Consider the following 23,202-nt stretch of genomic DNA (forward strand, 5'->3'; position numbering starts at 1 on the left):
ACTGCGAAGACTATTTCGCAGTTTGGACGAAAAAAATTATTTCCAGCTCCAGTTTGGCATGTCAGCACCGGCTCCCGTGAGTTCATGCTTCTGGGTTCCGTCGGCGAGCATGGTCCAGATCTTGTTCTGACCCGTCCTGCCGTTGGCGGTGCTGGCGTAGACGATGTGTCTGCCATCGGGCGACCACGAGGGGAAGTCGCACGGACCCTGGTCATGGGTGAGTTGAATCCAACGCTTGGTGGCGATCTCCATCACGTAGATGTCCTGACCGCCGGGAGCGCCGGGGCCGTACTTGCGGTTCCAGGCGAAGGCGAGGAACTGGCCGTTGGGCGACCATGAGGGCGATGACGCGTAGCCACCGTCGGTCATGCGCTGCACGGCGGAGCCATCGGCGTCCATAATGTAGATCTGCGGCAGACCAGTGCGGCCGCTGACCCAGGCAATCTGCGCTCCGGTCTTCGGGTTATAGACGGGCGAGACATCGGGGCCGCGGAAGCTGGTGATGCGGCGGCTCAGACCACCGTTGGAATCCGCAATCCATATCTCGGGATCGCCGGTACGGGAGGAAGAGTAGGCAATATCTTTTCCGTTGGGCGACCATGCGGGCGAAAGATTGGTCCCGCCTGCTTCGGGAAAGCTGACCATGCGATTGAGCAGAAGCGAGTACATGCGAATCTGGAAGCCGTGTTTGCCGAGCGAAGAAAACGCGAGGCGAGAGTTGTCGGGCGCGATGCGCGGCGAGATGGAGATGGTGCCGAGATGGGTGACGGGATGCTGGTTGGCTCCGTCGTAGTCCATCGCCCAGATCTCTTTGTTGCCGCCCCCCATCTTGACGTAGTAGATCTTGGTTTCGGCAATGCCGGGAGTGCCGCCGCCGAGGCGGAAGATGATCTCGTCGGCGAAACGATGGGCCACCTGGCGTGCGGAATCTTCTGATGCGGCTTCGTTGTACTGCTTGGCGAGCACCTGAGGGTACTGCGTGTTCTTGGCATCGAAGAGAAAGCCGTTACAGACGATTCTGCCACCCTGAACGCTGAAGCCACCGAAGGCGACCATTGCCGCGGAAGAGGGAGCGGCGGACCACTGGGCGAGGCTGATCTCCGCAGGTGCGCCAGGAGTGGCCTGCGGCTGGAGGCTCTTTGAGACGACGTCGAAGATGCCGGCGTTGGCGAGATCGTTGTAGAGCGTCGTGTCGAAGGTGTGCTTGAACGGGACGGTCTGCGGATCGCTGGAGAGCGGCTTGAAATCTGCCACTGCGATGCGAATGCTGGCGGCTCCGCTGGAGGTCGAGGTCTTGAACCAGTCCTGCGCATGGAGCATCGGGCCGCTGATTAGAAGGAGGGACATGACTGCCAGCCAGAAGGGCAGCCGCGCGGGGGAGTGAGTGGGTGTGCGAACTGGGCTAAACATTCTCTCCTATGGTAGACGCAATTAATGGACGATGAGAGGTTGAAAAAGATAATTCACGCTATTGTCTGCGGTAATAAAAAATCAGATTATTGCCTTCGGTAATTAAATGTGTACTCCACGGTGATGTGATCGCCCTGAGGCAGCGGGCCGAAGCCGTTGACACGCTGCAGGGCGCGGAGGGCGGAAGTATCGAGGCTGGGAGAGCCGCTGCGGGTCTCGATGCGGGCGTTGGAGGGTGTGCCCTCGCGGTCGATGTCGAAGACAATGGTGACGCTCTTGCCGTTGGAGGCGACGGGGTCCGCCTCTTGCGTATACCAGTTCTGCGCGACGGTGCGGTTGACGATGTTGACGTAGTAGGCGAATCGGGCACCAAAGGCGCGATCCTGCATGCTGACGCTGGCAGAGCCGTTCTTGAGCTGCATGGTCGCTTCTGGAATGCGAACGCCGCCGGTATCGCCGGTTGTGGCTTTCTTCGGCTGAGGCGGCACGGGTTGAACGTGCTTCGGTGGCTGTGGCGTCTCTTTCGGCGCGACCTTTGGCGGCTTCACGGCCTTGGTGGGGATGGGGATGTCTGTCGGTTTGGGCGGCGGCTCGGTCTTCTCCTTGGCGACGACGGGAGCGGGGCTCGGCGTCTCCGAGGTGAGTACTCCGGTATCGAGTTCGCGCTGCTTGGGAGGAAGCGGAATGGAGGCGACCATGGTGGCCTGAATGGCTCCGGCGTTGGACGCATTCTCGCCCCATGGCGGAGTGTGTGCGCGAAAGATATACGCCCAGCCGAGAATGGCCGCGACAACGAGCGCGTGCAGAACGAGCGAGCCGACGATGTTGCCGCCGAGCTTGTCATCGGTGCTTTCGTCGCGACTGTATTGGAGCTGTGTGGCTATGACCCGGTCCTCACTTGACTCATTTTGTGATCGGCTGGGTGACGATGCTGATGTCGGTGATGCCGGCCTGCTTGACCGCATCCATCACAGAGGCGAAGGCACCGAAGGGCACACGCTCATCGGCGCGCAGGTAGATGACGCGCTTTGCAGTGGGAGCAGAGCCAACCGTTCGCAGCAGGTTAGGCAGATCATTGACGTTGACGGGCTTGTCCTGCAGAAAGACATTTTGATCTTTATCGATGGTCACGACCATGCGCTCTTCGGTGAGCTGATTGACCGAGCGCGTCTTGGGGATGGCGACGATGACCCCGGACTGAAGCACGGGCGCGGTCAGCATGAAGATGAGGAGCAGGACGAGAACAACGTCGACGAGAGGTGTGATGTTGATCTCGGCGAGCGCTGTCTGCGTGCGACCTTTGGCGGAGAAGGCCATTGCTAGAAGGACCTCCGGCGCGGCTCTTCGGGTTGCTGCGGCTGCGCAGGCGGGGTGAGTAGCGCAGCATTTTCGATGGCGTTAAGAAGCTCACGGCCGAAGTCGTCCATGCGCGAGGCGAACTCGCGCAGGCGCGCGGTGAGCTGGTTGTAACCGACGACGGCAGGAATGGCGACGACCAGGCCGGCGGCAGTTGTGATGAGTGCTTCGGAGATACCAGGGGCGACGGCGCGCAGGGTGGCAGCGCCAGCAGTGCCGAGGCCGTGGAAGGCGTCGATGATGCCCATGACTGTGCCGAAGAGTCCGATGAAGGGAGCGATGGCGGCGATGGTGGCGAGCCAGGTCATGCGGCGTTCCATGGCGGTGAGGGCTTCGCTGGAGGCGGTCTGCGCGGCGCGCTCGAGGGCGACAGGGTTGCGCGGGAGGCCGCGTCCTCCGTTCTGGCGCTGATACTCGTCGTGAATCTCGATGAAGACGGGGACCAGCGGGCTGGGCTTGAACTGTTCGGCGACCGAGGCGATCTCGCTTAGCCGGGTGGATTTGCGAAAGGCGCGGACGAAGCGCTGGCCCTGCATCTGGGCGCGGCGAAAGCTCGACCACTTGGAGAGCATGATGGCCCAGGAGAAGATGCTGGCGATGAGCAGGATGACCAGCACCGTGAAGGCAACGGGGCCGCTGTTGTGAACCATCTCTATCAGCGCGCTGCTGTTGGCTGCTACGGGAGCGGGGTTAGAGACGTCTTCCTGGAGGAGAGCAAGGGCAAAGTTCCAGAGCATAGTTATTGATCACCAGTTATTAGTGTAAATCGAGGATGCGAAGAAATGGAGGTGGGCATCTGCGGTGATGCCTGAGGGCAGTGATAGATGCTTCGGCATCAGGTTTGCTATCCTCGCGATACGTCATCCGTCTGAGGCCTACATGCTGCTGGAATTGCGCGCGGAAAACTATGCTGTGATCGACCGTGCGGTCGCTAACTTCGGTCTGGGGCTCAACCTGCTCACGGGCGAGACCGGAGCGGGTAAATCGATCTTAATTGATGCACTGGCGCTGCTGCTGGGCGGCAAGGCCTCTGCAGATGTCGTTCGGCATGGGTCGGACAAAGCCGTGGTGGGCTGCGTCTTCGAGATGACACCGGGTGCGATGGCCATCCTTGAGGCGAACGGGATCGACGCCGAGGCCGATCATATTCTGCTGCGGCGGGAGATCGCGGCGAACGGCAAGGGACGGGTGTTCGTCAATAATCAGCCTGCGACTGTCGGGGTGTTAAGGCAGCTTGCGCCGGAGCTTGCGCTGGTGCACTCGCAGGGAGAGACGCTGGGGTCGTTCGATCAGGCACAACAGAGAATCTTGCTGGATCGATTTGGCGGCATATCGACGGATGCCGTGGCTGAGGCGTTCGCGGTATGGCGGGCTACGACGGACAAGCTCGATGAGTTGCAATCGGCGGAGCAGGATCGTCTGCGGATGGCTGATCTGTGGCGCTTTCAGAGCAGGGAGATTGAGCAGGCGGGGCTGGCGACGGAGGATGAGGACATCCAACTGGAGGCCGAGAAGCGCGTCTTGGGCAATGCCGAAAAACTTTACACAGCGGCGATGGGTGCGCATGAGCTGCTCTACGAGTCGGAGAATTCGGCGGAGACGACGCTGGGCGCGGCGTTGAAGCATCTGGAAGAGCTGGCGCGGTACGATGCGCGGTTTCAGGAACCTGTACAGCAGTTGGCCGCGGCGAAGGCGGCAGTGGAAGATGTCGACGCGGGTGTGCGCGATTTTGCCGACAACATCCACGCTGCGCCGGGACGGCTGGAGGAGATTGAAGATCGGCTTGCGGCGTTGGATCGGCTGAAGCGCAAGTATGGTCAGACTCTGGCGGAGGTGATTGCGTTTGGCGCGGAGTCGGCTCGGCAGTTGTCCGAAGTGGAGAACAGGGATGCTCTGCTGCTGGAACTGATGGCAAAAGAGGTACAGGATGCTACGGCCTATCGGGCCGCGGCGACGCAGCTTACGGCCAGCAGGACCGAGGCCGCGAAGAAGCTGGAGAAGCTCGCTGAGGCTCAGATCAACGATCTTGCGATGAGCACGCGTTTCAAGATTCAGGTGACGATGGAGCAGGAGTCGGGCGGATGGAGTGCACACGGGTGGGACAAGGTGGAGTGCCTGATCGCGACCAATGCAGGTGAGCCGCTGAAGCCTCTGCACGAGATCGCTTCGGGCGGCGAGATGTCGCGGGTGATGCTGGCGTTGAAGGTGACGGTGGAAGAAGCGGCTTCGGGTGGAGCGGGGCGGAGGAAGAAGACGCCGCTGCCGAGGACTCTGGTATTCGATGAGATCGATATAGGTATCGGCGGAAGGGCCGCAGAGGCTGTCGGGCAAAAGCTGAAGACGCTTTCGAAAGGGCAGCAGGTGTTGTGCATCACCCATCTTCCTCAGATCGCTGCGTTCGGCGATCAGCATTTCCTGATCGAAAAGACGGAGAAGCGGGGCCGGACGCAGACTGACGTCCGGCGCATGGAAGATACGGAGCGCACGCAGGAGATCGCCCGGATGCTCAGCGGGGCGAAGCTGACCGAGACAAGCTTGAAACATGCTGAACATCTTCTGCAAAGCAGCAGGTAAAGGCGCACATCTTCACCTACGCTGTTGGCATCCCAAGAAGTAGGCAAGTCAACAAATCAGTTCCCGGAGGATCTACCGATGGCTACAGATGTGAAAAAGTGCGCGATGGAAGGGTGTACCTGTGTTCCGGCTGAAGGCAAGAAGTATTGCTCCACTTATTGTGAGGATGCCAAAGGTATTCAGACTTTGAAGTGCGAGTGTGGGCATCCTGGATGTAAGGGCGAAAAGTTATAGCGGATCCATCTGAAGCTCTCCAGTTGGAGCAGGTTCGAGGAGGATTTGTGCTCGTTTGGAGGCATTCCCTTGATTTCGCCGCTATGGTTCTCCGGAACCCCTGCATGCACCGAGGATGGTTCAACTTCGCCCCAAATATCGCCTGAACACGGTATACTGGGAGGCGTGACTACAACCACACTCGACCATGCTGTGACCGATCAGGGCAGCACTTTAAACAATAAGCGAATTCTCCTCCTCAAGCCTCGTGGCTTCTGCGCCGGGGTTGTGCGGGCGATTGATGTCGTTCAGATTGCGCTGGAGACGTTTGGCGCGCCGATCTATGTTCGCAAAGAGATTGTGCATAACAGCTACGTCGTTACCGACCTGGCTAAAAAGGGCGCGATCTTCGTTAACGAACTGGATGAGGTTCCCGAAGGAGCGCGGGTTATTTACTCCGCCCACGGTGTTTCCCCGGCTGTCCGCGAACATGCCAAGGAGCGGGGGCTGAAGGTTGTGGATGCAACTTGCCCGCTTGTGACCAAGGTGCATGTTGAAGCGATCAAGTTTGCCAAGCAGGGATACTCGCTGGTGCTGGTGGGGCATCGCGATCACGAAGAGGTTGAGGGTACGCAGGGCGAAGCTCCAACTGTTACCCAGGTGGTCTCGACGGTAGAAGAGGTTGAGGCGCTGGTGGTGCCGGACCCTGATAAGGTCGCCTACCTGACGCAGACGACCCTCTCGCTCGATGAAGCTCGCTACATGATCGAGGCGCTCAAGAAGAAGTTCCCGAATATCGTTGGACCGCACGCGCAGGATATTTGCTATGCGACGGAGAATCGTCAGACGGCGGTAAAGAATGTTGCTCACGGCGCGGATGTCGTGCTGGTAGTGGGCTCTCGTAACAGCTCCAACTCGAACCGGCTGGTGGAAGTCTCTCAGAATCTGGGGACGAATTCCTACCTGATCGACAAGGCTGAGGACATTCAGCTGGAGTGGCTCGATGGAGCGAATACGGTGGCAGTGACAGCGGGGGCTTCTGCTCCTGAAGTTTTGGTGAAAGATGTCGTGGAATATTTACAGGCCAAAGGATATGGTTCGGTCGATGAGGTGGAAGTGATGCCGGAGAATGTACGCTTCGGTTTACCCCCTGAGATCGTCCAAGCGATAGCGTCGGCGCCGCAGGCTTCCCGCTGAGCGGGAATGATCCGTCAGAGGGTTTGTTATCCATGAGTACATCTTCCATTAATCCGAAGACCGTAGGCCAGACGGCGCAGCCCCGTTTTGGCAGGATGGACCTCGGCCTGGAATATGTGGCGGACGGCATTGCCCGCGCAAAAGAATGGCTGCTGGACCAGCAGGACCCCGAGGGATACTGGTGCGGTGAGTTGGAAGCGGACAGTATGCTCGAGTCCGATTACATCTTCATGCATACGCTGCTGGGGACCGGCGATCCGGGCAAGATGGAACGGGCACTCAATGAAATTCTGCGTCACCAGAACGATGATGGCGGTTGGAGTCTCTATCCCGGTGGCCCGTCGAACATCAGCTACGGCGTAAAGGCTTACCTTGCGCTGAAGCTGATGGGATGGTCGAAGGACCATCCGGTGCTGGTAAAGGCGCGGGAGTGGGTGCTTGCCCATGGCGGCGTAGTGGAGTGCAACACTTTTACAAAGATCTACCTGTGCGCGCTGGGGCAATACGACTATGACGCGGTGCCGGCGATTCCGCCGGAGATCGTGCTTTTTCCGAACTGGTTTTACTTCAATATTTATGAGATCTCATCGTGGTCGCGCGGAATTCTCGTGCCGCTGTCGATCATTTATGCGAAAAAGCCGTTCAAGAAGATCCAGCCTGAGCAGGGAATTGATGAGTTGTTTGTAGGCGGGCGCCAGAACTCGAACCTGCATCTGCGCTGGGACGGGAAGCGTCCGGTTAGTTGGCGGAACTTCTTCCTTCTCACGGACCGCATGGTTCACTGGTTCGAGCGCGTCCATATCCGGCCGCTGCGGAAGATGGCGATCAAGAAGGCCGAGAAATGGATGCTGGAGCGGTTTGAGAAATCAGATGGGTTGGGTGCGATCTATCCGGCGATGCTGAACTCCATCGTGGCACTCCGCTGCCTGAACTACTCGGTCGATGATCCGCAGATGATCCGGGCGATGGATGAGTTTGAAAAGCTTGGTATTGACTGCCCTGAGGGTACGCCCGAATATCCGACGCCGACCTTCCGGATGCAACCATGCCTGCCCCCAGTGTGGGACACAGCGCAGGCGATGTATGCACTGGGCGACGCTGGCATCGCCAAGGACGATCCGCGGATGTTGAAGGCTGCGGACTGGATCTTGTCCAAGGAAGTTCGCCAGAAGGGGGATTGGGCGGAAAAGGTCAAGAATGTTGAACCTGGCGGATGGTACTTCGAGTTCAACAACGAGTTTTATCCGGATATCGATGATACCGGGCAGGTTCTGCTCGCCCTTAATTTCGTCGATTATCCTCGCGAGCGTCACCTGTACGAGGTGTGTCAACGGGCACTGAACTGGATTTGGGCGATGCAGTGCAAGAACGGCGGCTGGGCTGCGTTCGATAAGGACAACACCAAGAGCATCTTTGAGTACATCCCGTTTGCCGACCATAACGCCATGCTCGATCCGCCGACCGTTGATATTACGGGACGGATGCTGGAGATGCTGGCGCAGTATGGCTATACGCGAAAGGATCCGCGAGTCGAGAAGGCCGTGCAGTTCATCCTGAAGGAACAGGAGTCTGATGGAAGCTGGTTCGGTCGCTGGGGCGTCAACTATCTCTATGGCACGTTTCTTGTGCTGCGCGGGCTGGAGGCGATGGGCTTCTGGAACCATGAGCCCGCCATCCAGCAGGCGGCGGAATGGATTCGCATGGTGCAGAATGCCGACGGCGGCTGGGGCGAGACCTGCGGCACGTATGACGACCCGAATCAACGCGGCATCGGGCCAAGTACACCGTCGCAGACAGCCTGGGCGCTACTTGGTTTGCTGGCTGCGGGAGACACTCGCTCGGATTCAGTGGCAAAAGGCATCCGCTGGCTGGCAGAACAGCAGCATGAGGATGGAAGCTGGAGCGAACTGGTGCCGGGACGGAACGGCGAGAGTTATTACACCGGCACAGGCTTTCCGCGAGTTTTTTATCTTGGATATCACCTTTACAAGCAGTACTTCCCCTTGTTGGCGCTGACGACTTATTACCGTGCCATGGGGAATGAAGCGGCAAAGTAGCCGAAAGATTCATCGGAGGAAAAACTGATGGCAGTACCAGTTTCGCAGGCTTGGACAGTTGCAACTTACGTTTTGAAGCAGAAGCTGAAGGGCAGGAAGAAGTATCCTCTCGTGCTGATGCTGGAGCCATTGTTCCGCTGCAACCTCGCGTGCGCGGGCTGCGGAAAAATCCAGTACCCGGCCCACATTCTCAAGGCCGAGCTTTCGCCGGAAGATTGCTTCAACGCGGTGGAAGAGTGCGGAACCCCGATGGTTGCCATTCCTGGCGGAGAGCCTCTGCTCCATCCGCAGATGCCGGAGATTGTCGCCGGTCTGGTTGCGCGGAAGAAGTACGTCTACATGTGCACGAACGCGCTGCTGCTTAAGGAGAAGCTGCATCTCTTCAAGCCCAGCAAGTATCTTTCGTTCTCTGTTCACGTGGACGGACAGCGCGAGCACCACGACTTTTCTGTCTGCCGCGAGGGCGGTTACGACATCGCGATGGAGGGCGTTCGCGCCGCAGTGGCAGCAGGTTTCCGCGTGACCACAAATACGACCTTGTTCGACGGTGCCGATCCGAACAGTGTTCGAGCACACTTCGATGAGTTGATGACGGTTGGCGTTGAGAGCATGATGGTCTCTCCCGGCTATACCTACGACAAGGCCCCTGACCAGAAGCACTTTCTGGGACGGGCGCGGTCGAAGAAGCTCTTCCGGTCGATCCTGTCTAACCGTAAGAAGACCTGGCGCTTCAATGCTTCTCCAATCTTCATGGAATTTTTGATGGGAAAGAAGGACTTGACCTGCACTCCATGGGGTATGCCGACGTTCAGCATCTTCGGCTGGCAGAAGCCTTGCTATCTCCTCCAGGATGGTTATGCGGACTCCTTCAAGGAACTGGTGGAGACGGTGCAATGGTCGAACTACGGCACCGAGAGCGGCAATCCGCAGTGCGCGAACTGCATGGTGCACTCCGGCTACGAAGCCAGTGGCGTGAATTACACCTTCGGTTCGATCAAGGGACTGCTGCAGACGGCGAAGGCTATCTTCTTCAACAAATATGAGGACGAAGGCGCGATGAAGCTGCTGAACGAATGGAAGCCTGCGCACAGCGGCCCGCTGGTCCAGATCGCGTCGCCAACTAGCGCCGCCGAAAAGACGAGCGAACTTCAGGGAGTCTCCGGAGACTAACGATGGCAACTGAGATACAGGAATCAGCAAAACTGGCGCAGTTGGCGCACGAGAACCCTGACGAGATTGAAGTAGCTGCCGGACGGGAACGGGAAGTACTCGAAGGATGGGTGCCCGAGCTGGCCACGGACGCCGAGGTTCGTGAAGCGCTGGAGAAGGCGTTTGATTATCGCGGCGATGTCACCATTACTCGCAAGGATGGCTCCAAGATCGAAGGTTATCTTTTTGACCGAAGGTCTGGAAGTTCGTTGAACGACTCGTTTGTTCGCGTGATTCCATCGACCGGCCGGGAGAAGGTGAACATTGCCTACGCCGAGATTGCCGCGCTTGCTTTTACGGGGCGAGACACCGCGGCAGGGAAGACATTCGATGCCTGGGTAAAGAAGTACTGGGAGAAGAAGGCCGCCGGCGAGCAGAATATTCAGATCGAGCCCGAGAAGCTGGATTAGTCTACTTTTCATTCGCCAATCTGCATTCGTTACTAGGGAAAAGAGCGGGACGTGCGCGTATTCATTACTGGGGCGACGGGCTTCGTCGGCGGCCATGTGGCTCGGGCGTACGCGACTGAGGGTGCAAGTCTTCGCCTGCTGACGCGGCAGACCAGCCGCCTCGACTCGCTGTCGGGAATTGATGCGGACACGGTTGTTGGGGATCTGCGCGAGCCGGAGAAGCTGCGATCTGCGCTTGAGGGGTGTGACGCGCTTGTGCATGTCGCGGCGGACTACCGCCTGTGGGTGCGCGACCCGGCGCAGATGTATGCGGCCAATGTCGATGGCACACGCGAACTTCTGAGGATTGCGCGAGAGGTGGGCGTCCAGCGCGTGGTCTACACTTCAAGCGTTGCAACGATGGGTTTCAAGAGGGATGGCTCCATCGTGAATGAAGACACTCCGGTCTCCCTCGCGGACATGATCGGCACGTACAAGCGGTCGAAGTTTCTAGGCGAGCAGGAGGCGATCCGTGCAGCACAGGCAGGGCAGCATGTGATGATCCTGAACCCGACGACGCCGATTGGCCCCGGCGACGCCAAACCCACGCCAACGGGCAGGATTATCGTGGACTTCCTCAATAAAAAGTTTCCAGCCTATGTTGACACCGGGCTGAATCTCGTAGATGTCGCCGAAGTCGCGCGCATGCACGTTGTCGCGCTGGAGAAGGGAACACCGGGGGAGCGTTACATTCTTGGCGGCGAGAATTTGACGCTGAAACAGATCCTTGACCGGATGTCTTCGATCACGGGGCTGCCTTCGCCCACGATGAAGGTGCCTCACGCAGTTGCAATGGCGTTTGCCTTTTTCGATGAGAACTTCACTGGAAGACTCCTCGGCAAAGAGCCGCGAGCCACGGTGGAAGCTGTTCGTATGGGAAAGAAGACGATGTTCGCCTCCTCGGCGAAGGCTGAGCGCGAACTCGGCTTCAAGGTTCTTCCTGTCTATCATGCGATGCGTTCCGCAATCGACTGGTTCATTGCGCATGGCTATGCGCCCGCGCTCGATAAACACCAATGAAAGTATGCCCGGCCATCATTGCTGCGTTGCCTCGCGAGGTAAAGCAACTGGTTCGCGGATGGCAGGAGCATCGACTGCCAGGCAAGATCGTCGCGTACACGAACGAGTTCGCGGTCGTCGCATGTGCGGGGATGGGGCCTGAGCGTGCGGCGCTTGCCGTGCAGGTGGCTTTGTCGTTGAAACCTGTAACCGCGCTTTTGTCGGTTGGTCTTGCTGGTGCTTGCGATCCAATGTTGAGGGTCGGAGATATTGTTCGCGCTGGAATTGTGATTGATGCGCGCACCGGCGAGCGCTTCTCTGACCCGTCGTTTCGCGAGACGTTGATTACCACCTCTGTGATTGCAGGCGTCATGGAGAAGCAGCGCCTCTACGAATCTTACAAAGCGAGCGCTGTCGATATGGAAGCCGCAACAATAGCGCGTCTGGCTCAGGCACACAGACTCTCGTTCCGCGCCGTCAAATCCATCTCCGACGAGGCGTCATTTGAGATGCAGGAGCTAGCGCAATTTGCCACAGCCGATGGACAGTTTCGCGAAGCTGCCTTTGCTGCGCACTCAGCCGTTCGGCCGCATCTGTGGCCAAAGCTGCTCGCGCTTGCCGGCAACAGCAAACGCGCGGTGCAATCACTTACGAGTGAACTCGAGTCCCAACTACACTGGTATCGCCAGCAAGGATAAGGAAATAAGTTGAGCCTACAGCGAAACGAATCAGAGACCGTTCCGGCAACCATGCGCGCCGCCGTCTATCGCGGAGTGAACGACGTGCGCGTCGAGACAATTCCCGTACCCGAGATTGGCCCCGGTGAAGTGCTGGTGAAGATTCACACCTGTGGCATCTGCGGAACCGACCTCAAGAAGATCCATAGTGGCTCGCATGATGCCCCTCGCGTCTTTGGGCACGAGATGTCGGGAACGATTGTTTGCCTTGGCGAAGGGGTCAGTGGCTTCGCCGTGGGAGACCGGGTGATGGCCTATCACCACATCCCCTGCGGCGAATGCTACTACTGCCGTAAGCAGACCTTCGCGCAGTGCGAGGTCTACAAGAAGGTTGGCTGTACCGCGGGCTTCGCGCCCTCAGGCGGTGGTTTTGCCGAGTATATCCGGGTGATGGATTGGATCGTTCGCGGCGGCCTGGTCAAAATCCCCGACGAGATTCCTTTTGAGCAGGCCGCTTTCATTGAGCCGGTGAATACCTGTTACAAGGCCATTCGGCTGCTCAACCTGAAGCCGGACGAAACGGTGCTGGTCATCGGGCAGGGATCGATCGGCATTCTGCTGGCCGCGTTGGCGAAGCAGACCGGAGCAACCGTTCTAACCAGCGACCTTTATTCGGAGCGACACGCTGTTGCGGCCAAGTTTGGCTTGCATCATCCGCTCGATGCTCGTGGAGATGTTGTTGCGGCTGCAAAGGCTGCGACTGAAGGACGCGGCGCAGACGTTGCGCTGCTGGCTGTCGGCGGCAACGGACTCATCAAGGTGGCGATGGATGCAATTCGTCCCGGCGGCCGAGTCGTTCTTTTTGCGCAGACCCAGCACGGCGAGGCACCGTTCGATCCGGCTGCCGTTTGCATGGACGAGAAAACACTGATGGGTTCCTACAGCGCCTCGGTTTCCATTCAGGACGACGTCACACACATGGTCTTCGATGGCTATCGCAATGGGTTCGACCTGACCCATCTGATCTCGCACCGCTTTTCTCTTGAGGATGCAGTCGCGGCGATTGATCTGGCTTCGCATCCTCAGGCCGATTCCCTGAAGATCGTGATTCAGCCTGGGAATTAAGCATTCTCGCAGATCGTAGGTCTTCGCGGTCAAGTGAAAGACAAAACAGGCGTCTCCACTGGCTCAGTCCACGATGAACTTTGGGCTGGGCCTGTGGAGACTACGTGTTCTCTTCAACGACTTGCGCTTGGAAGTTTCCAGGCGAACAATACGCTGCCGCTGCTGGTGAGGACATACTGTTCACCGTCGAGTTTGTAGGTGATCGGGGAACTGGCGATGCCTGCTCCTGAACCTGCATGCCAAAGGGTCTTTCCATTGGCCGTATCCAGGGCAAGAAAGTTTCCGTGAGCATCACCGGTGAAGGTCAGTCCGGAGTCGGTCGTCAAGACGCCCGCCCCCGATCCATTCGGCCCGAGTTCATGGGTCCAGCGAATCTTGCCAGTCTGATAATCGATTGCCTCGATGACGCCTTTACCCCACAGGCCATAGTCCGCGCCTGCCCAGCCAAACGTGCCATCCGCCGGCTTTGCAAAGTAGAGCGACCAACTGGGATGGGCATCCACGATAAACAGGCCGGTGTGCGGATCGAAGCTGGGTGAGCGGAAGTTCGTCATACCGCCTTCATCGGGTGCGATCAGGACACCGTCTGGAGACGGTTCTTTTACGGGGTTGGGAACTGGCTGCCCCTTCTCATCTATCTTGCTCGCCCAGTTGACCGGACCGAAAGGCACCGTCAAGAGGCTCTTCCCATTTGTGCGATCCAGTACAAAGAAATACCCGTTGCGAGAAGACTGCATCAGCATCTTGCGTTGCTTGCCGTGAAACATGCCGTCTACCAGGACAGGAATTTCGACCGCATCCCAATCGTGAGTATCGTGTGGCGAAGGCTGAAACGCCCACACCAGCTTGCCCGTATCTGGATTCAGGGCGACAATGCTGCAGGTATATAAATCATCGCCGGGACGCGTGGAGCCGGTAAGCACCGGGGTGGGATTTCCGGTTCCCCAATAAATGAGGTTCAGTTCCGGATCATAGGTTCCGGCCATCCAGGTGGTGCCTCCAGTGGAGGCAGTGAGTGCGGGCGGGGTTACATCAAAGTTCCATTGTGTCTTGCCCGTGTCGGGATCAACTGCCCGGATAAAAGTTGCGAGATTGTCCATGTCGCCGCCAATCCCGATGATGACGTGGTTGCCCACAATCAACGGCGCTTCCGTAGACCAGTACCCTTTATTGACATCAGCGACTTCTATGATCCAGCGCACTTTACCGTCTTTGGCGTTGAGGCATACAAGGTGCGCGTCCGGCGAAGCAAAGTAGACCCAGCCTTTATAGACCGCCACGCCACGCTGGCCGATATGGTCGCCTTTGTTCGGTGGATAGGTGTAGTGCCATATCTGCTGCCCGGATCGGGCATCCACCGCCCAGACGTTGTCCGGGACCGTAAAGTACAAGATTCCATCGACCAGGATCGGTGACGACTTGATGGTGGCATTGCGTTCGGTTTGGAATGCCCATCCAAGAGTCAGATGATTTACGTTCTGCGGCGTAATCTGCGTCAATTTGCTGTGACGCTTGCCCGTATAGTCGCCATGATAGCTCGGCCAACTGTCGGCGGGAGGATGGAGCAACATGGCCGAATCGACACTCTGCGCCCGCAGTGAGTAAGAGGAAGCGCCCAGTACCAGCACGCTCGCCATAACAACAAATGCTTTCTTCAGGAACTTCATATCGGCAGGTAATCTCCTCTGTGCAGTGCGTCGTGCGGCGCGGTCGAAATCAACGCAGCGTTTGCATGTAAGCCATTAAGTTATGGACGTCGGCGTCGGTGTACTTGGGAAAAAGAGCGACGTGGGCTTCGACCGGCGAGTCCACCAGATACTTCACATGGCCTACAGGCCACGACCGATAGGTGCCGCTGCTGTCACGCAGACCAACGACAAATTCGTCGAGATAGGCCAGAGTTCCCACTACTTTCTCTCCAGACGGAAGGGTAACTGTTACGCGACTCGTGGCTCCGCGGGGATAAAGCATGCGCTCTTCCAACTGAAGCCCCTGATAGCGGCTGGCGATGCCGGCAAGATCTCCCGTGGCCGAATGGCATTTTGCGCAGGTTCCCGCGCCGTTGAAGTATTGCTTGCCCAACTCCGCGTTGCCGGTTTGCAGATCGGCAACATCAACGCCACGGCGTCCGCCTTTCTTGGACGAGGCCTTGGCTTCCTGGTCATGGACGAAGGCTGCCAGACTGAGCACTTCCTGAGGGGAGAAATTGAAAGAAGGCATCTTCTTTTCCGGGCGTCCGTCGCGCACGACCTCTCCGATTTTGTCTCCTGCCACGTCGGAGAGGACAAGCTTCGATCGGGTCAGATCAGGACCGGTCTCGCCGCCCATGGCGTCACGGCCATGACAGAACGCACAGTTCTGTTGGAAGAGTGATTTGCCCGCGTCGACCAGGCCAGAAGAGTGGATGGCGGCAGCGTTACTGTTTTCAGCGGAGGCGGTTTCGGTAACGGATAGCGCAGGGCTACCAAGATAGCGCAGCAATGCGGTCATCTCATCACCCTGCAAATTTGGAAATCCAGGCATGCGGCCCTTGCCATTGTGGACGAACGCAATGATCTGCGGATCCGTCATCTGGTGCTTAATGCCAAGCAGGGGCGGGAAGGAAGGCAGGAGGCCTTGACGCTGATCTCCGTGACATATGGCGCAGTGGTGCGCGTAGGCCTCGGCCCCTGGCTTCGCCGAAGTTCCGGCGCCGGGCTTCTCCGGAGTAGCGCTACTGGGTGGTAGATCTACTTGAAATTCTGCCCCTGCAATTGAGGCCACTCTGTTAGAAGCAGCATAGATTGGCGTTGGGCGTGCCTGAAAGATGAAGAAGCCGACCCCTACTGCTAAAAGCATTGCATCCCGAAATCTCTGCATAAGTCGTGAAACTCTCCCCCGTGCGAAGGTAAGTAAATCGTGTCGGAACAATAATAGAGGCTATCCCCGGTACTTGATCAATTGCATGAAACCATAATCCATATGGAGTTGTTGATGACAGTGCATCAGCGTGTCGCCGGGGTTGTTGGCAACGAAGTCGACCTCCACCGTATCAAGTGGCATGACATTGATGACATCCTTCATCAGTCCGCTGATTGGCTTTGTGCCGATCTGGGTGACCTCAAAGGTATGCCGATGCAGATGCATCGGATGCTGGTCTCCACTGCCATTGCGAAAGACTAGCCGGTAGCGCTTGCCCGATTCGACCATCAGTGGGTCGATGTCCGGCCATGATTTGTTGTTAATGGCCCAGGTATCGAACTTGGAGCCGGGCTTTGGGCCATTGTCTCGGAACGTAAGAACAAATGTCTCATCGGGCGCATGGGTCGAAGCCACTGTGTTGGCAAACTGCGTGTAGTCCCATTCTGCCGGAGCAGGATCTCTCCATACCGGCGTACCTTTCTTTCCGGCATACTCGACGACGATGCCTAGGCCCATATCGCGCGCTTTTGGCAGCGTAGAACCGAGCACCCAGACGCCGGGCGAGTTCATCTCGACGATCGCGTCAACGCGTTCGGCAACCGCCAGCGAGAGCACCTCAACCGACTTTGGATTCGGAACAGGATTGCCGTCCATTGCAATGACGGTGAATTTATGACCCGGCAGGGCAAGGACGACGTTTTCTGTTGCACTCGCATTCAACAACCGCATCAGCACGCGCTGGCCCTGCTTTACACGGATCGGCTCACCCGACCCCAGCCGGTGTGACTGAATTGTGGCGTATTTGTAGCCCACATCGGAACCGGTCGTCAGCGGCGAGTTGGACGACTGCTCACGCATAGTCTCGACCATGGGCACGAAGGAAGGCTCCCAGTGATGAATGGCGAGGTTGATCTCCTGATCGTAATGGGCAGGCTGCTCACGGCCTTCTATTAGAAGGAAGCCGAACTGGCCTGTGTATGTGCCCAGGGAAAGGTTGTCATAGGCAGCTGCGTGGGTGTGATACCAACGGGTGCCGGAAGGCTTGGGGGTGAACGAGTAGCGATGCGTGGTGCCGGGCGTAATCATCGGCGACCCCTCTTCCATCGCACCATCGTTCAGAGAATCGATGGCGAGGCCATGCCAGTGAACGATATCCGGATCGTTGCTGGCGTTGGTCACATCGATGGTGACCGGCACGCCTTCACGCAATCGCAAGGTCGGTCCCGGAACCTGGCCGTTGTACGCCAATGTTTTGACGGTGACACCCGGGCTGATCTCCAGCGTGCAGGGTTCGATGCGGAGAGTGTGATCTGCCTTCCCATGTGAAGAAGAGCTGCTCTGCATGTTCTGCATCGGAAGCGCGGCATAAAGTGATTTGCTCGCCAGCAGTGCGCCTGCCGATGAGATAAAACTTCTACGATTCATTATTTGACCCTGTCATTTTGTTAGGAGCATTCTACCCTGAAAATGTTTTTTCAGTCGCGAGATATCACCCCATTCTTATGCAGCCATAAGGTAGAAGCGGCTCAATCCGTCATCGTTAACGATGAACCGCTCCATACCGGATAGATAATTTTGCATCGAAATTGCTCAAAGTAACAACAAAAGAAAAATTGCTGGGATTCTTGGTTGTGTTCCGGATGACTGACGGTGGGGATGCCTATCTTTCCGCTAACGGATTGAGGTCGTCGAGAGTTGGCGGCTCCGCAGCCGGTTTTGGCTTGCGCGGCTTTTTCAGTGGTGGGGCGGAACTGGGCGGGCGGTGTTTGCCGTTTCCATTTCGCCTTTTGCTGGTGGCCTCGACGACGCTGCGCATCCAGTAGTTGCCATCGGAATCAACCTCTACGCCGTGAACCTCGCGTTCGAAGCCGGGGAAGCGCTTGCCAAACTCTTCCATGGCGAGAATGAGACGGATGACGGGGCTGTCGGCTCCGCCGAAGCGCTCGCCGGGCATGGACATAGGGATGCCGGGAGGGTAGGGAACCAGCATGACGGCGGCGATGCGGCCGGGCATATCGGCGAAGCGTGTCTTTTCAGTCTCGTTGCGCAGCAGCTTTTGGTAGGTCTGCGCGGGAGTGAGAACCGGGTCAAAGTCTTCGTCGCAGGCTTCGCCGACTAAATTCGCGAGTCTGAGTTGCATCATGACGGAGTGCATCTCGTCGCTCAACTCTTTGAGGGTGATGTTGCGATACCGGTTGGGATATTTGGCAACCAGTTCGGGCAGCGCTTCTTCAAGAGGAGCTTCGCTGTCGTAGAGGCGCTTGAACTCGAAGAGATTTTCGAGGAGGCTGCCCCACTTGCCCTTGGACGTTCCGACGGAGAAGAGGACGAGGACGGTGTAGTCGCCGGTGCGGGCGATTTCGACGCGACGGCTGTCGAGGAACTCAGTGAGGATGGCGGCGGGGATACCCCAGTCTGATACATTGCCCTGGGCGTTGACGCCGGGCATGAGGATGGTGACCTTGGTGGGGTCCAGCATGCAGTATTCGTCGGCGATGTCGTCGTTCTGGAAACCATGCCAGTCTTCGCCAGGTTTGAGCGTCCAGCAGTGAGGGTTGGTCGCGAGAAGCTCGTCGGGAGCTTCTTCGAAGACGTGGGTGACGCCGGTAATCGAGTCGGTGACCTGCTCCGGCTGGAAGAGACGGAAGAACCAGCCGTCGCCATCTTCGGCGCGGAGGCGGTGGGCGACCGAAGACATCGCCTTGCGGAAGGTGATGGCATCCTGAATCGTCTCATCCATCAGCGTGGGTCCGGCGGGCTCGTCCATCATGGCGGCGGCTACGTCGAGCGATGCAATGAGGGGATAGAACGGCGATGTTGTTCCGTGCATCATGAAGGACTCGTTGAACTGGTCGAAGTCGAGCGGAGCGCGGGGGCTGAGCTTGATGTGGACCATGGAGCCCATGGAGAAGGCGGCGAGCATCTTGTGCGTCGACTGGACGGAGAAGAGGGTGGGGCGGTTGGGCAAGTCGTCAGGAACGCCCATGGCGAAGCGGCCACGGTAGATCTCGTGGAACTTGGCGTAGGCGTACCAGGCCTCGTCGAAGTGAACGCGAGGAACAGACTTCGAGAGCTCCGTGACGACTTTATTAACGTCGTAGCAGAGACCGTCATAAGTCGAATTGGTGACAACGGCATAGGTGGGATTCTGGTTGGCCACGCCGGTACAGAGAGGGCTCTTGTCGATGAGGCCGCGGATGAACTCGGGGCTGAAGCGCTTGATGGGAACGAGGCCGATCATACCGTAGCCATTGCGCGTGGGCTTCATGTAGACGGGTCGCGCGCCGGTGACAGTGAGAGAGTGGCAGATGGACTTGTGGCAGTTGGCGTCGGCGAGGACGATGTCGTCCTGCGCAATCACTCCATGACCAACAATCTGGTTTGAGGTCGACGACCCGCCGAGAACGTAGAAGGTCCAGTCGGCGCCGAAGATGCGGGCAGCGTTGCGCTCGGATTCGCCTGGAGGCCCGATGTGATCGAGCCACGAGCCGAGTTGCGAGGTAGAGATGCCGAGGTCGGAGCGCATGATGTTCTCGCCGAAGAAGCGCTGGAACTCCATGCCGACGGGATGCTTGAGGAAGGCGACGCCGCCCATGTGGCCGGGCGCGTCCCAGGAGTAGGCGCCCTGATCGTTGTACTTCTTCAGCTCGCGAAAGTAGGGCGGAAGGAGCTGCTCGTGGTAACGCTCGACGGCGAAGTCGACGCGGTTGGCGATAAAGGCCGGAGTGTCACCGAAGAGGTGAATGTACTCGTGGACCTGCTTGACGACTTCGAGGGGGAGCTCGCTGACGAGGGTGCGGTCGGCGATGAGAAAGATAGGTATCTTCTTATTGCGATGACGGACGGCGCGGAGGATCTTCAGCGCGGCGCGTTGATCAAACTGGTTGTCGCCTTCTAGGTCCCAGTCCAGCAGAATGGCACTGTGCGACGGATCCGAGGTGACAAGAGACAGGCCATCCTCAGGCGTCGAGGTACGAACGACCTCGTAGCCTTCTCGTTTGATGGCATCGACTAAACGTTCCATGGCCCGGTCGGAGACTGAATCGGTACCACCTACTTCACTCGCAATCAATAAAACCCAACGACCTTCGTTCATACACCTCTCACTTCTTATTCAATGTTACAGGGAGTTTCCGGCTGGTGTTTATGCGGGGACTTGTGGGTGATCCTGCGGGTGCGAGGCGGGGTCGTCTCAGGGGCATTGCAGCCGTCGGAGCCGCGGATTGCCCAGTGGCACGCTACGCTGGCGACTCATCGAGGGATGCCTTTTTTCGCGAGTCAGGTGGCCGACAACTCCTGAAACTGTAAGGTCACTGAGAGGCTTGTGCGTTAGTGGCGCTCGGCGACGCATCAGCCGGGAGCACAGTCTCCAGCATTCGATACAGTGTGGATCGACTGATTCCCAGCAACTCTGCGGCTCGCAGCTTATTGCCGCCGCAATCCTTCAACACGCGAAGAACATGCCGGTCCACTACATGCTGTAATCGCGTGGCCTCAGGGGCAAGTTCTTTGGATGCCGCCGTCTCGTCAATATCAAAACGCATTTCGGAGATACTCAACTGCCATGGTTGAATCACTCCGCTCTCACACTCGAGAACTGCACTGTTCAAGGCGTTCTCCAACTCCCGAACATTTCCCGGCCAACGATGCGACTTCAACAGGGCCATGGCATCGTCTCCGATGATTGTTTCCTTCCGGTATTTCTTTGTAAGCCGGTCGAGAAAATGGCTTGCCAGTACGGGCACATCTTCCATCCGCTCCCGCAGGGGAGTCAATGCGATCTGGACCATCGCAATCCTCTGGTAAAGCTCCTGACGAAACCGCCCTGATGCAACCAGTCCTCTCAGGTCTTGACTTGAGGAGGCGATGATCCGGGGGCTCAATTTCTGCGGAGCTGCCAGGCCGTCCTGTGACCACTCGTGCCGTCGCAGAACCTCCAATAGCTCGTCCTGCGTCTCCAAAGGCATCTCGTCGATGCCATTGAAGAATAGGGTGCCACCGCACCCTATCTTCATCAAAGACGAGATCCGGCTGCCACAACCCGCTACAACAAAGGACCCCCTCGGTCCCATGCTCTGCTGGTGCATGGCGCGTGCCACTAACTCCTTGCCGGTTCCGCGCTCGCCCTGGATCAGGACTGCACGAAAATGGGGTCCGATCCGCCGAATCTGGAGTCGCAGACGCTTTATCGCCGCGCTTTCGCCAACCATCTTCCAATCGCTGCTCTGGAGTGGATCCGAGAAGGCCAGGCGAGTGTCTTGCGACCTTGTTCCGGCCAGCGGCAGAACGGAAGAGGGAATGTGGCTGAAGGTTGCCATAGCTGCTCCCTTCATCGGCGGGAAATGCTACAACATGAATCCGCTTAAAAAGCTGAGCCGGATAACGCATGTAGCGTTATCCGGCTCGTGGTGTCTTAATTGATGCTGTTCTATGCAGAGGTCTTGGCGCAGTAGGTATCGAACGCGCGCGTCAGTTCCTGAGCAATCGCCGGAGCCGTCGAGGTCTCGATCGCCGAGCGCTGCATCAGGTAAACCAATTGTCCATCGCGCAGGATCGCAATCGCAGGAGAGGTCGGAGGATGGCCGCCGAAGTAGCTGCGTGCCTTCTCTGTCGCTTCGCGGTCCTGACCGGCAAATACCGTTACTGCATGGTCAGGCTTTGCGGCGTGCTGCATCGCCAGGCGAACGCCTGGGCGCATCTTACCCGCTGCGCATCCACAGATCGAGTTCACTACTACCATCGTCGTTCCCGGTTGCGCGACGGCAGCGTCGACATCGGCTGCTGTGCGGGCTTCCGTCAGACCTGCGCGGGTAAGCTCCTCGCGCATCGGAATCACCATAATCTCTGGATACATGAGCATCTCCTTGGAGACAGCCCGAAACGGCCGCCTGACTCGATTGTACGGTCTCACTGCATGCCGCGCCAGTCGATAGTGAAGGTGTTGTACTCTCTAACCCGTGGAGACTCTTCCTATTCGTGTTCAGGAGCAGGTTTTACTGGCTCCGTTTACTACCTTTCGCATCGGCGGCCCTGCACGCTATTTTTGCGAGGTGGCCAGTGAAGCCGAGCTTGTTGAGGCGGTTCAATTCGCGGGCCGGAACAGCCTGAAAATCTTCGTTCTCGGCGGCGGCAGCAATCTGCTCGTCAGTGATGACGGCTTCGATGGCCTCGTCATCCACATTGCCATCGATGACCCTATCGAGTCCGTCGGCGACGGACAATTCGTCAACTACACCGCCACGGCTGGAACCGATTGGAACGCCTTTGTGCTGCACATTTGCGAGCAGGGAATCAGCGGCGTTGAATGCCTGGCTGGAATTCCCGGCTCGGTCGGCGGCACGCCTGTGCAGAACGTCGGCGCTTATGGGCAGGAGGTAGCCAGCACAATTACCGGTGTTCGGGCCTTCGACGTGGAAACCGGTGTCTTTGTCACGCTTGCGCATGACCAGTGCGGCTTTGCCTATCGCCACAGCATCTTCAATACCAGCCAGCGAGGCCGTTATATTGTCACCGCGGTCACGTTTCGGTTTGACCTGAATGCTCGGCCAAACCTTGCCTACGCCGATCTGCAACGCCACTTCGCCGATTGGGACGCAACGAGGCCCGCGCCGACGCCGCTTGACGTTTATCACGCTGTCCGCGCCATTCGTCATGGCAAGGGAATGCTGATCGTCGAAGGAGAGGCGGACTGTCGCAGCGCGGGCTCCTTTTTCAAGAATCCTGTCGTTGCGCCTTCTGTGCTTACCCGGATTGCTGCCAATCTCCAGCTGCCCGCAGGGGAGATTCCTCACTGGCCAGCCGCTGGGGGGCAGGTCAAACTTCCGGCTGCGTGGCTGCTTGAAAAGGCCGGGTTCATCAAGGGCTTCACTCTCGGCCATGCTGGTATCTCGTCGCGGCATACGCTGGCGCTTATTAATCGAGGTCACGCTACGGCTACCGATATGGTGGCGCTACGAGACAGGATTTCGAGCGAGGTTTTGTCCCGATTTGAAATCCGGTTGGAGCAGGAGCCTGTTCAGCCGTAGGCTGCGTGGC

General features: G+C 58.2%; 19 protein-coding genes. 9 read left to right on the forward strand and 10 right to left on the reverse strand.

What is annotated here, in order from left to right; translation table 11 throughout:
- Positions 1-36 precede the first annotated feature (36 nt).
- From tolB to P4G45_RS07355, 4 genes are all read right to left on the reverse strand, one after another.
- Positions 37-1,347, reverse strand: a complete 1,311-nt coding sequence (gene tolB / locus P4G45_RS07340; RefSeq protein ID WP_373694190.1) for a Tol-Pal system beta propeller repeat protein TolB — start codon at positions 1,345-1,347, stop codon at positions 37-39.
- Positions 1,348-1,496: 149 nt separating this feature from the next.
- Entirely contained in the window at positions 1,497-2,375 is an 879-nt protein-coding gene (locus P4G45_RS07345; protein ID WP_348269021.1) for an energy transducer TonB, read from the reverse strand.
- On the reverse strand, positions 2,314-2,727 hold the full coding sequence (locus P4G45_RS07350; protein WP_348269022.1) for a biopolymer transporter ExbD: 414 nt from the start codon (positions 2,725-2,727) through the stop codon (positions 2,314-2,316). The genes P4G45_RS07345 and P4G45_RS07350 overlap by 62 nt, the downstream gene beginning before the upstream one ends.
- A 2-nt stretch (positions 2,728-2,729) precedes the next feature.
- Entirely contained in the window at positions 2,730-3,503 is a 774-nt protein-coding gene (locus P4G45_RS07355; RefSeq protein WP_348269023.1) for a MotA/TolQ/ExbB proton channel family protein, read from the reverse strand.
- Positions 3,504-3,645: 142 nt separating this feature from the next.
- Between P4G45_RS07355 and recN the strand changes: the two genes are divergently transcribed.
- From recN to P4G45_RS07395, 8 genes are all read left to right on the forward strand, one after another.
- Positions 3,646-5,340 (forward strand): DNA repair protein RecN, encoded by a 1,695-nt coding sequence (gene recN / locus P4G45_RS07360; RefSeq protein ID WP_348269024.1) that lies wholly within the window; start codon positions 3,646-3,648, stop codon positions 5,338-5,340.
- A 399-nt stretch (positions 5,341-5,739) separates the two neighbouring features.
- On the forward strand, positions 5,740-6,750 hold the full coding sequence (locus P4G45_RS07365; protein WP_348269025.1) for a 4-hydroxy-3-methylbut-2-enyl diphosphate reductase: 1,011 nt from the start codon (positions 5,740-5,742) through the stop codon (positions 6,748-6,750).
- A 32-nt stretch (positions 6,751-6,782) separates the two neighbouring features.
- A complete protein-coding gene (shc, locus tag P4G45_RS07370) occupies positions 6,783-8,807 on the forward strand; it encodes a squalene--hopene cyclase (protein WP_348269026.1) in 2,025 nt (674 codons plus the stop codon).
- A 27-nt stretch (positions 8,808-8,834) separates the two neighbouring features.
- The gene (gene hpnH, locus P4G45_RS07375; RefSeq protein ID WP_348269027.1) at positions 8,835-9,977 is read left to right on the forward strand and encodes an adenosyl-hopene transferase HpnH; all 1,143 of its coding nucleotides are present in this window, start codon (positions 8,835-8,837) and stop codon (positions 9,975-9,977) included.
- A gap of 2 nt (positions 9,978-9,979) precedes the next feature.
- Positions 9,980-10,426, forward strand: a complete 447-nt coding sequence (locus P4G45_RS07380) for a hypothetical protein (RefSeq protein WP_348269028.1) — start codon at positions 9,980-9,982, stop codon at positions 10,424-10,426.
- Positions 10,427-10,477: 51 nt separating this feature from the next.
- On the forward strand, positions 10,478-11,485 hold the full coding sequence (gene hpnA / locus P4G45_RS07385; RefSeq protein WP_348269029.1) for a hopanoid-associated sugar epimerase: 1,008 nt from the start codon (positions 10,478-10,480) through the stop codon (positions 11,483-11,485).
- Positions 11,482-12,162 (forward strand): phosphorylase, encoded by a 681-nt coding sequence (locus tag P4G45_RS07390; protein WP_348269030.1) that lies wholly within the window; start codon positions 11,482-11,484, stop codon positions 12,160-12,162. Before hpnA ends, P4G45_RS07390 begins: the two co-directional genes overlap by 4 nt.
- A 51-nt stretch (positions 12,163-12,213) precedes the next feature.
- On the forward strand, positions 12,214-13,266 hold the full coding sequence (locus P4G45_RS07395) for a zinc-dependent dehydrogenase (protein ID WP_348269232.1): 1,053 nt from the start codon (positions 12,214-12,216) through the stop codon (positions 13,264-13,266).
- A gap of 113 nt (positions 13,267-13,379) precedes the next feature.
- Here P4G45_RS07395 and P4G45_RS07400 read toward each other — a convergent pair whose 3' ends face one another.
- From P4G45_RS07400 to P4G45_RS07425, 6 genes are all read right to left on the reverse strand, one after another.
- The gene (locus P4G45_RS07400; RefSeq protein WP_348269031.1) at positions 13,380-14,933 is read right to left on the reverse strand and encodes an acido-empty-quinoprotein group A; all 1,554 of its coding nucleotides are present in this window, start codon (positions 14,931-14,933) and stop codon (positions 13,380-13,382) included.
- A 49-nt stretch (positions 14,934-14,982) separates the two neighbouring features.
- Complete coding sequence (locus tag P4G45_RS07405; RefSeq protein WP_348269032.1) at positions 14,983-16,125, reverse strand: c-type cytochrome; 1,143 nt, start codon at positions 16,123-16,125, stop codon at positions 14,983-14,985.
- A 60-nt stretch (positions 16,126-16,185) separates the two neighbouring features.
- Positions 16,186-17,592, reverse strand: coding sequence for a multicopper oxidase domain-containing protein (locus P4G45_RS07410; protein WP_348269033.1), 1,407 nt, complete (start codon positions 17,590-17,592; stop codon positions 16,186-16,188).
- Positions 17,593-17,827: 235 nt separating this feature from the next.
- Positions 17,828-20,263, reverse strand: coding sequence for an Orn/Lys/Arg decarboxylase N-terminal domain-containing protein (locus tag P4G45_RS07415; protein WP_348269034.1), 2,436 nt, complete (start codon positions 20,261-20,263; stop codon positions 17,828-17,830).
- A gap of 214 nt (positions 20,264-20,477) precedes the next feature.
- Positions 20,478-21,485: a sigma 54-interacting transcriptional regulator gene (locus P4G45_RS07420; protein ID WP_348269035.1), complete on the reverse strand. Its 1,008-nt coding sequence runs from the start codon at positions 21,483-21,485 to the stop codon at positions 20,478-20,480.
- A gap of 110 nt (positions 21,486-21,595) precedes the next feature.
- Positions 21,596-22,021 carry a BrxA/BrxB family bacilliredoxin gene (locus P4G45_RS07425; RefSeq protein ID WP_348269036.1) on the reverse strand — a complete coding sequence of 142 codons (426 nt, stop codon included), beginning with the start codon at positions 22,019-22,021 and terminating at the stop codon, positions 21,596-21,598.
- A gap of 103 nt (positions 22,022-22,124) precedes the next feature.
- Between P4G45_RS07425 and P4G45_RS07430 the strand changes: the two genes are divergently transcribed.
- Positions 22,125-23,192, forward strand: a complete 1,068-nt coding sequence (locus tag P4G45_RS07430) for a UDP-N-acetylmuramate dehydrogenase (protein WP_348269037.1) — start codon at positions 22,125-22,127, stop codon at positions 23,190-23,192.
- Positions 23,193-23,202 lie beyond the last annotated feature (10 nt).

The organism is Edaphobacter paludis, assembly GCF_039993895.1.
Taxonomy (GTDB): Bacteria; Acidobacteriota; Terriglobia; order Terriglobales; family Acidobacteriaceae; genus Edaphobacter; species Edaphobacter paludis.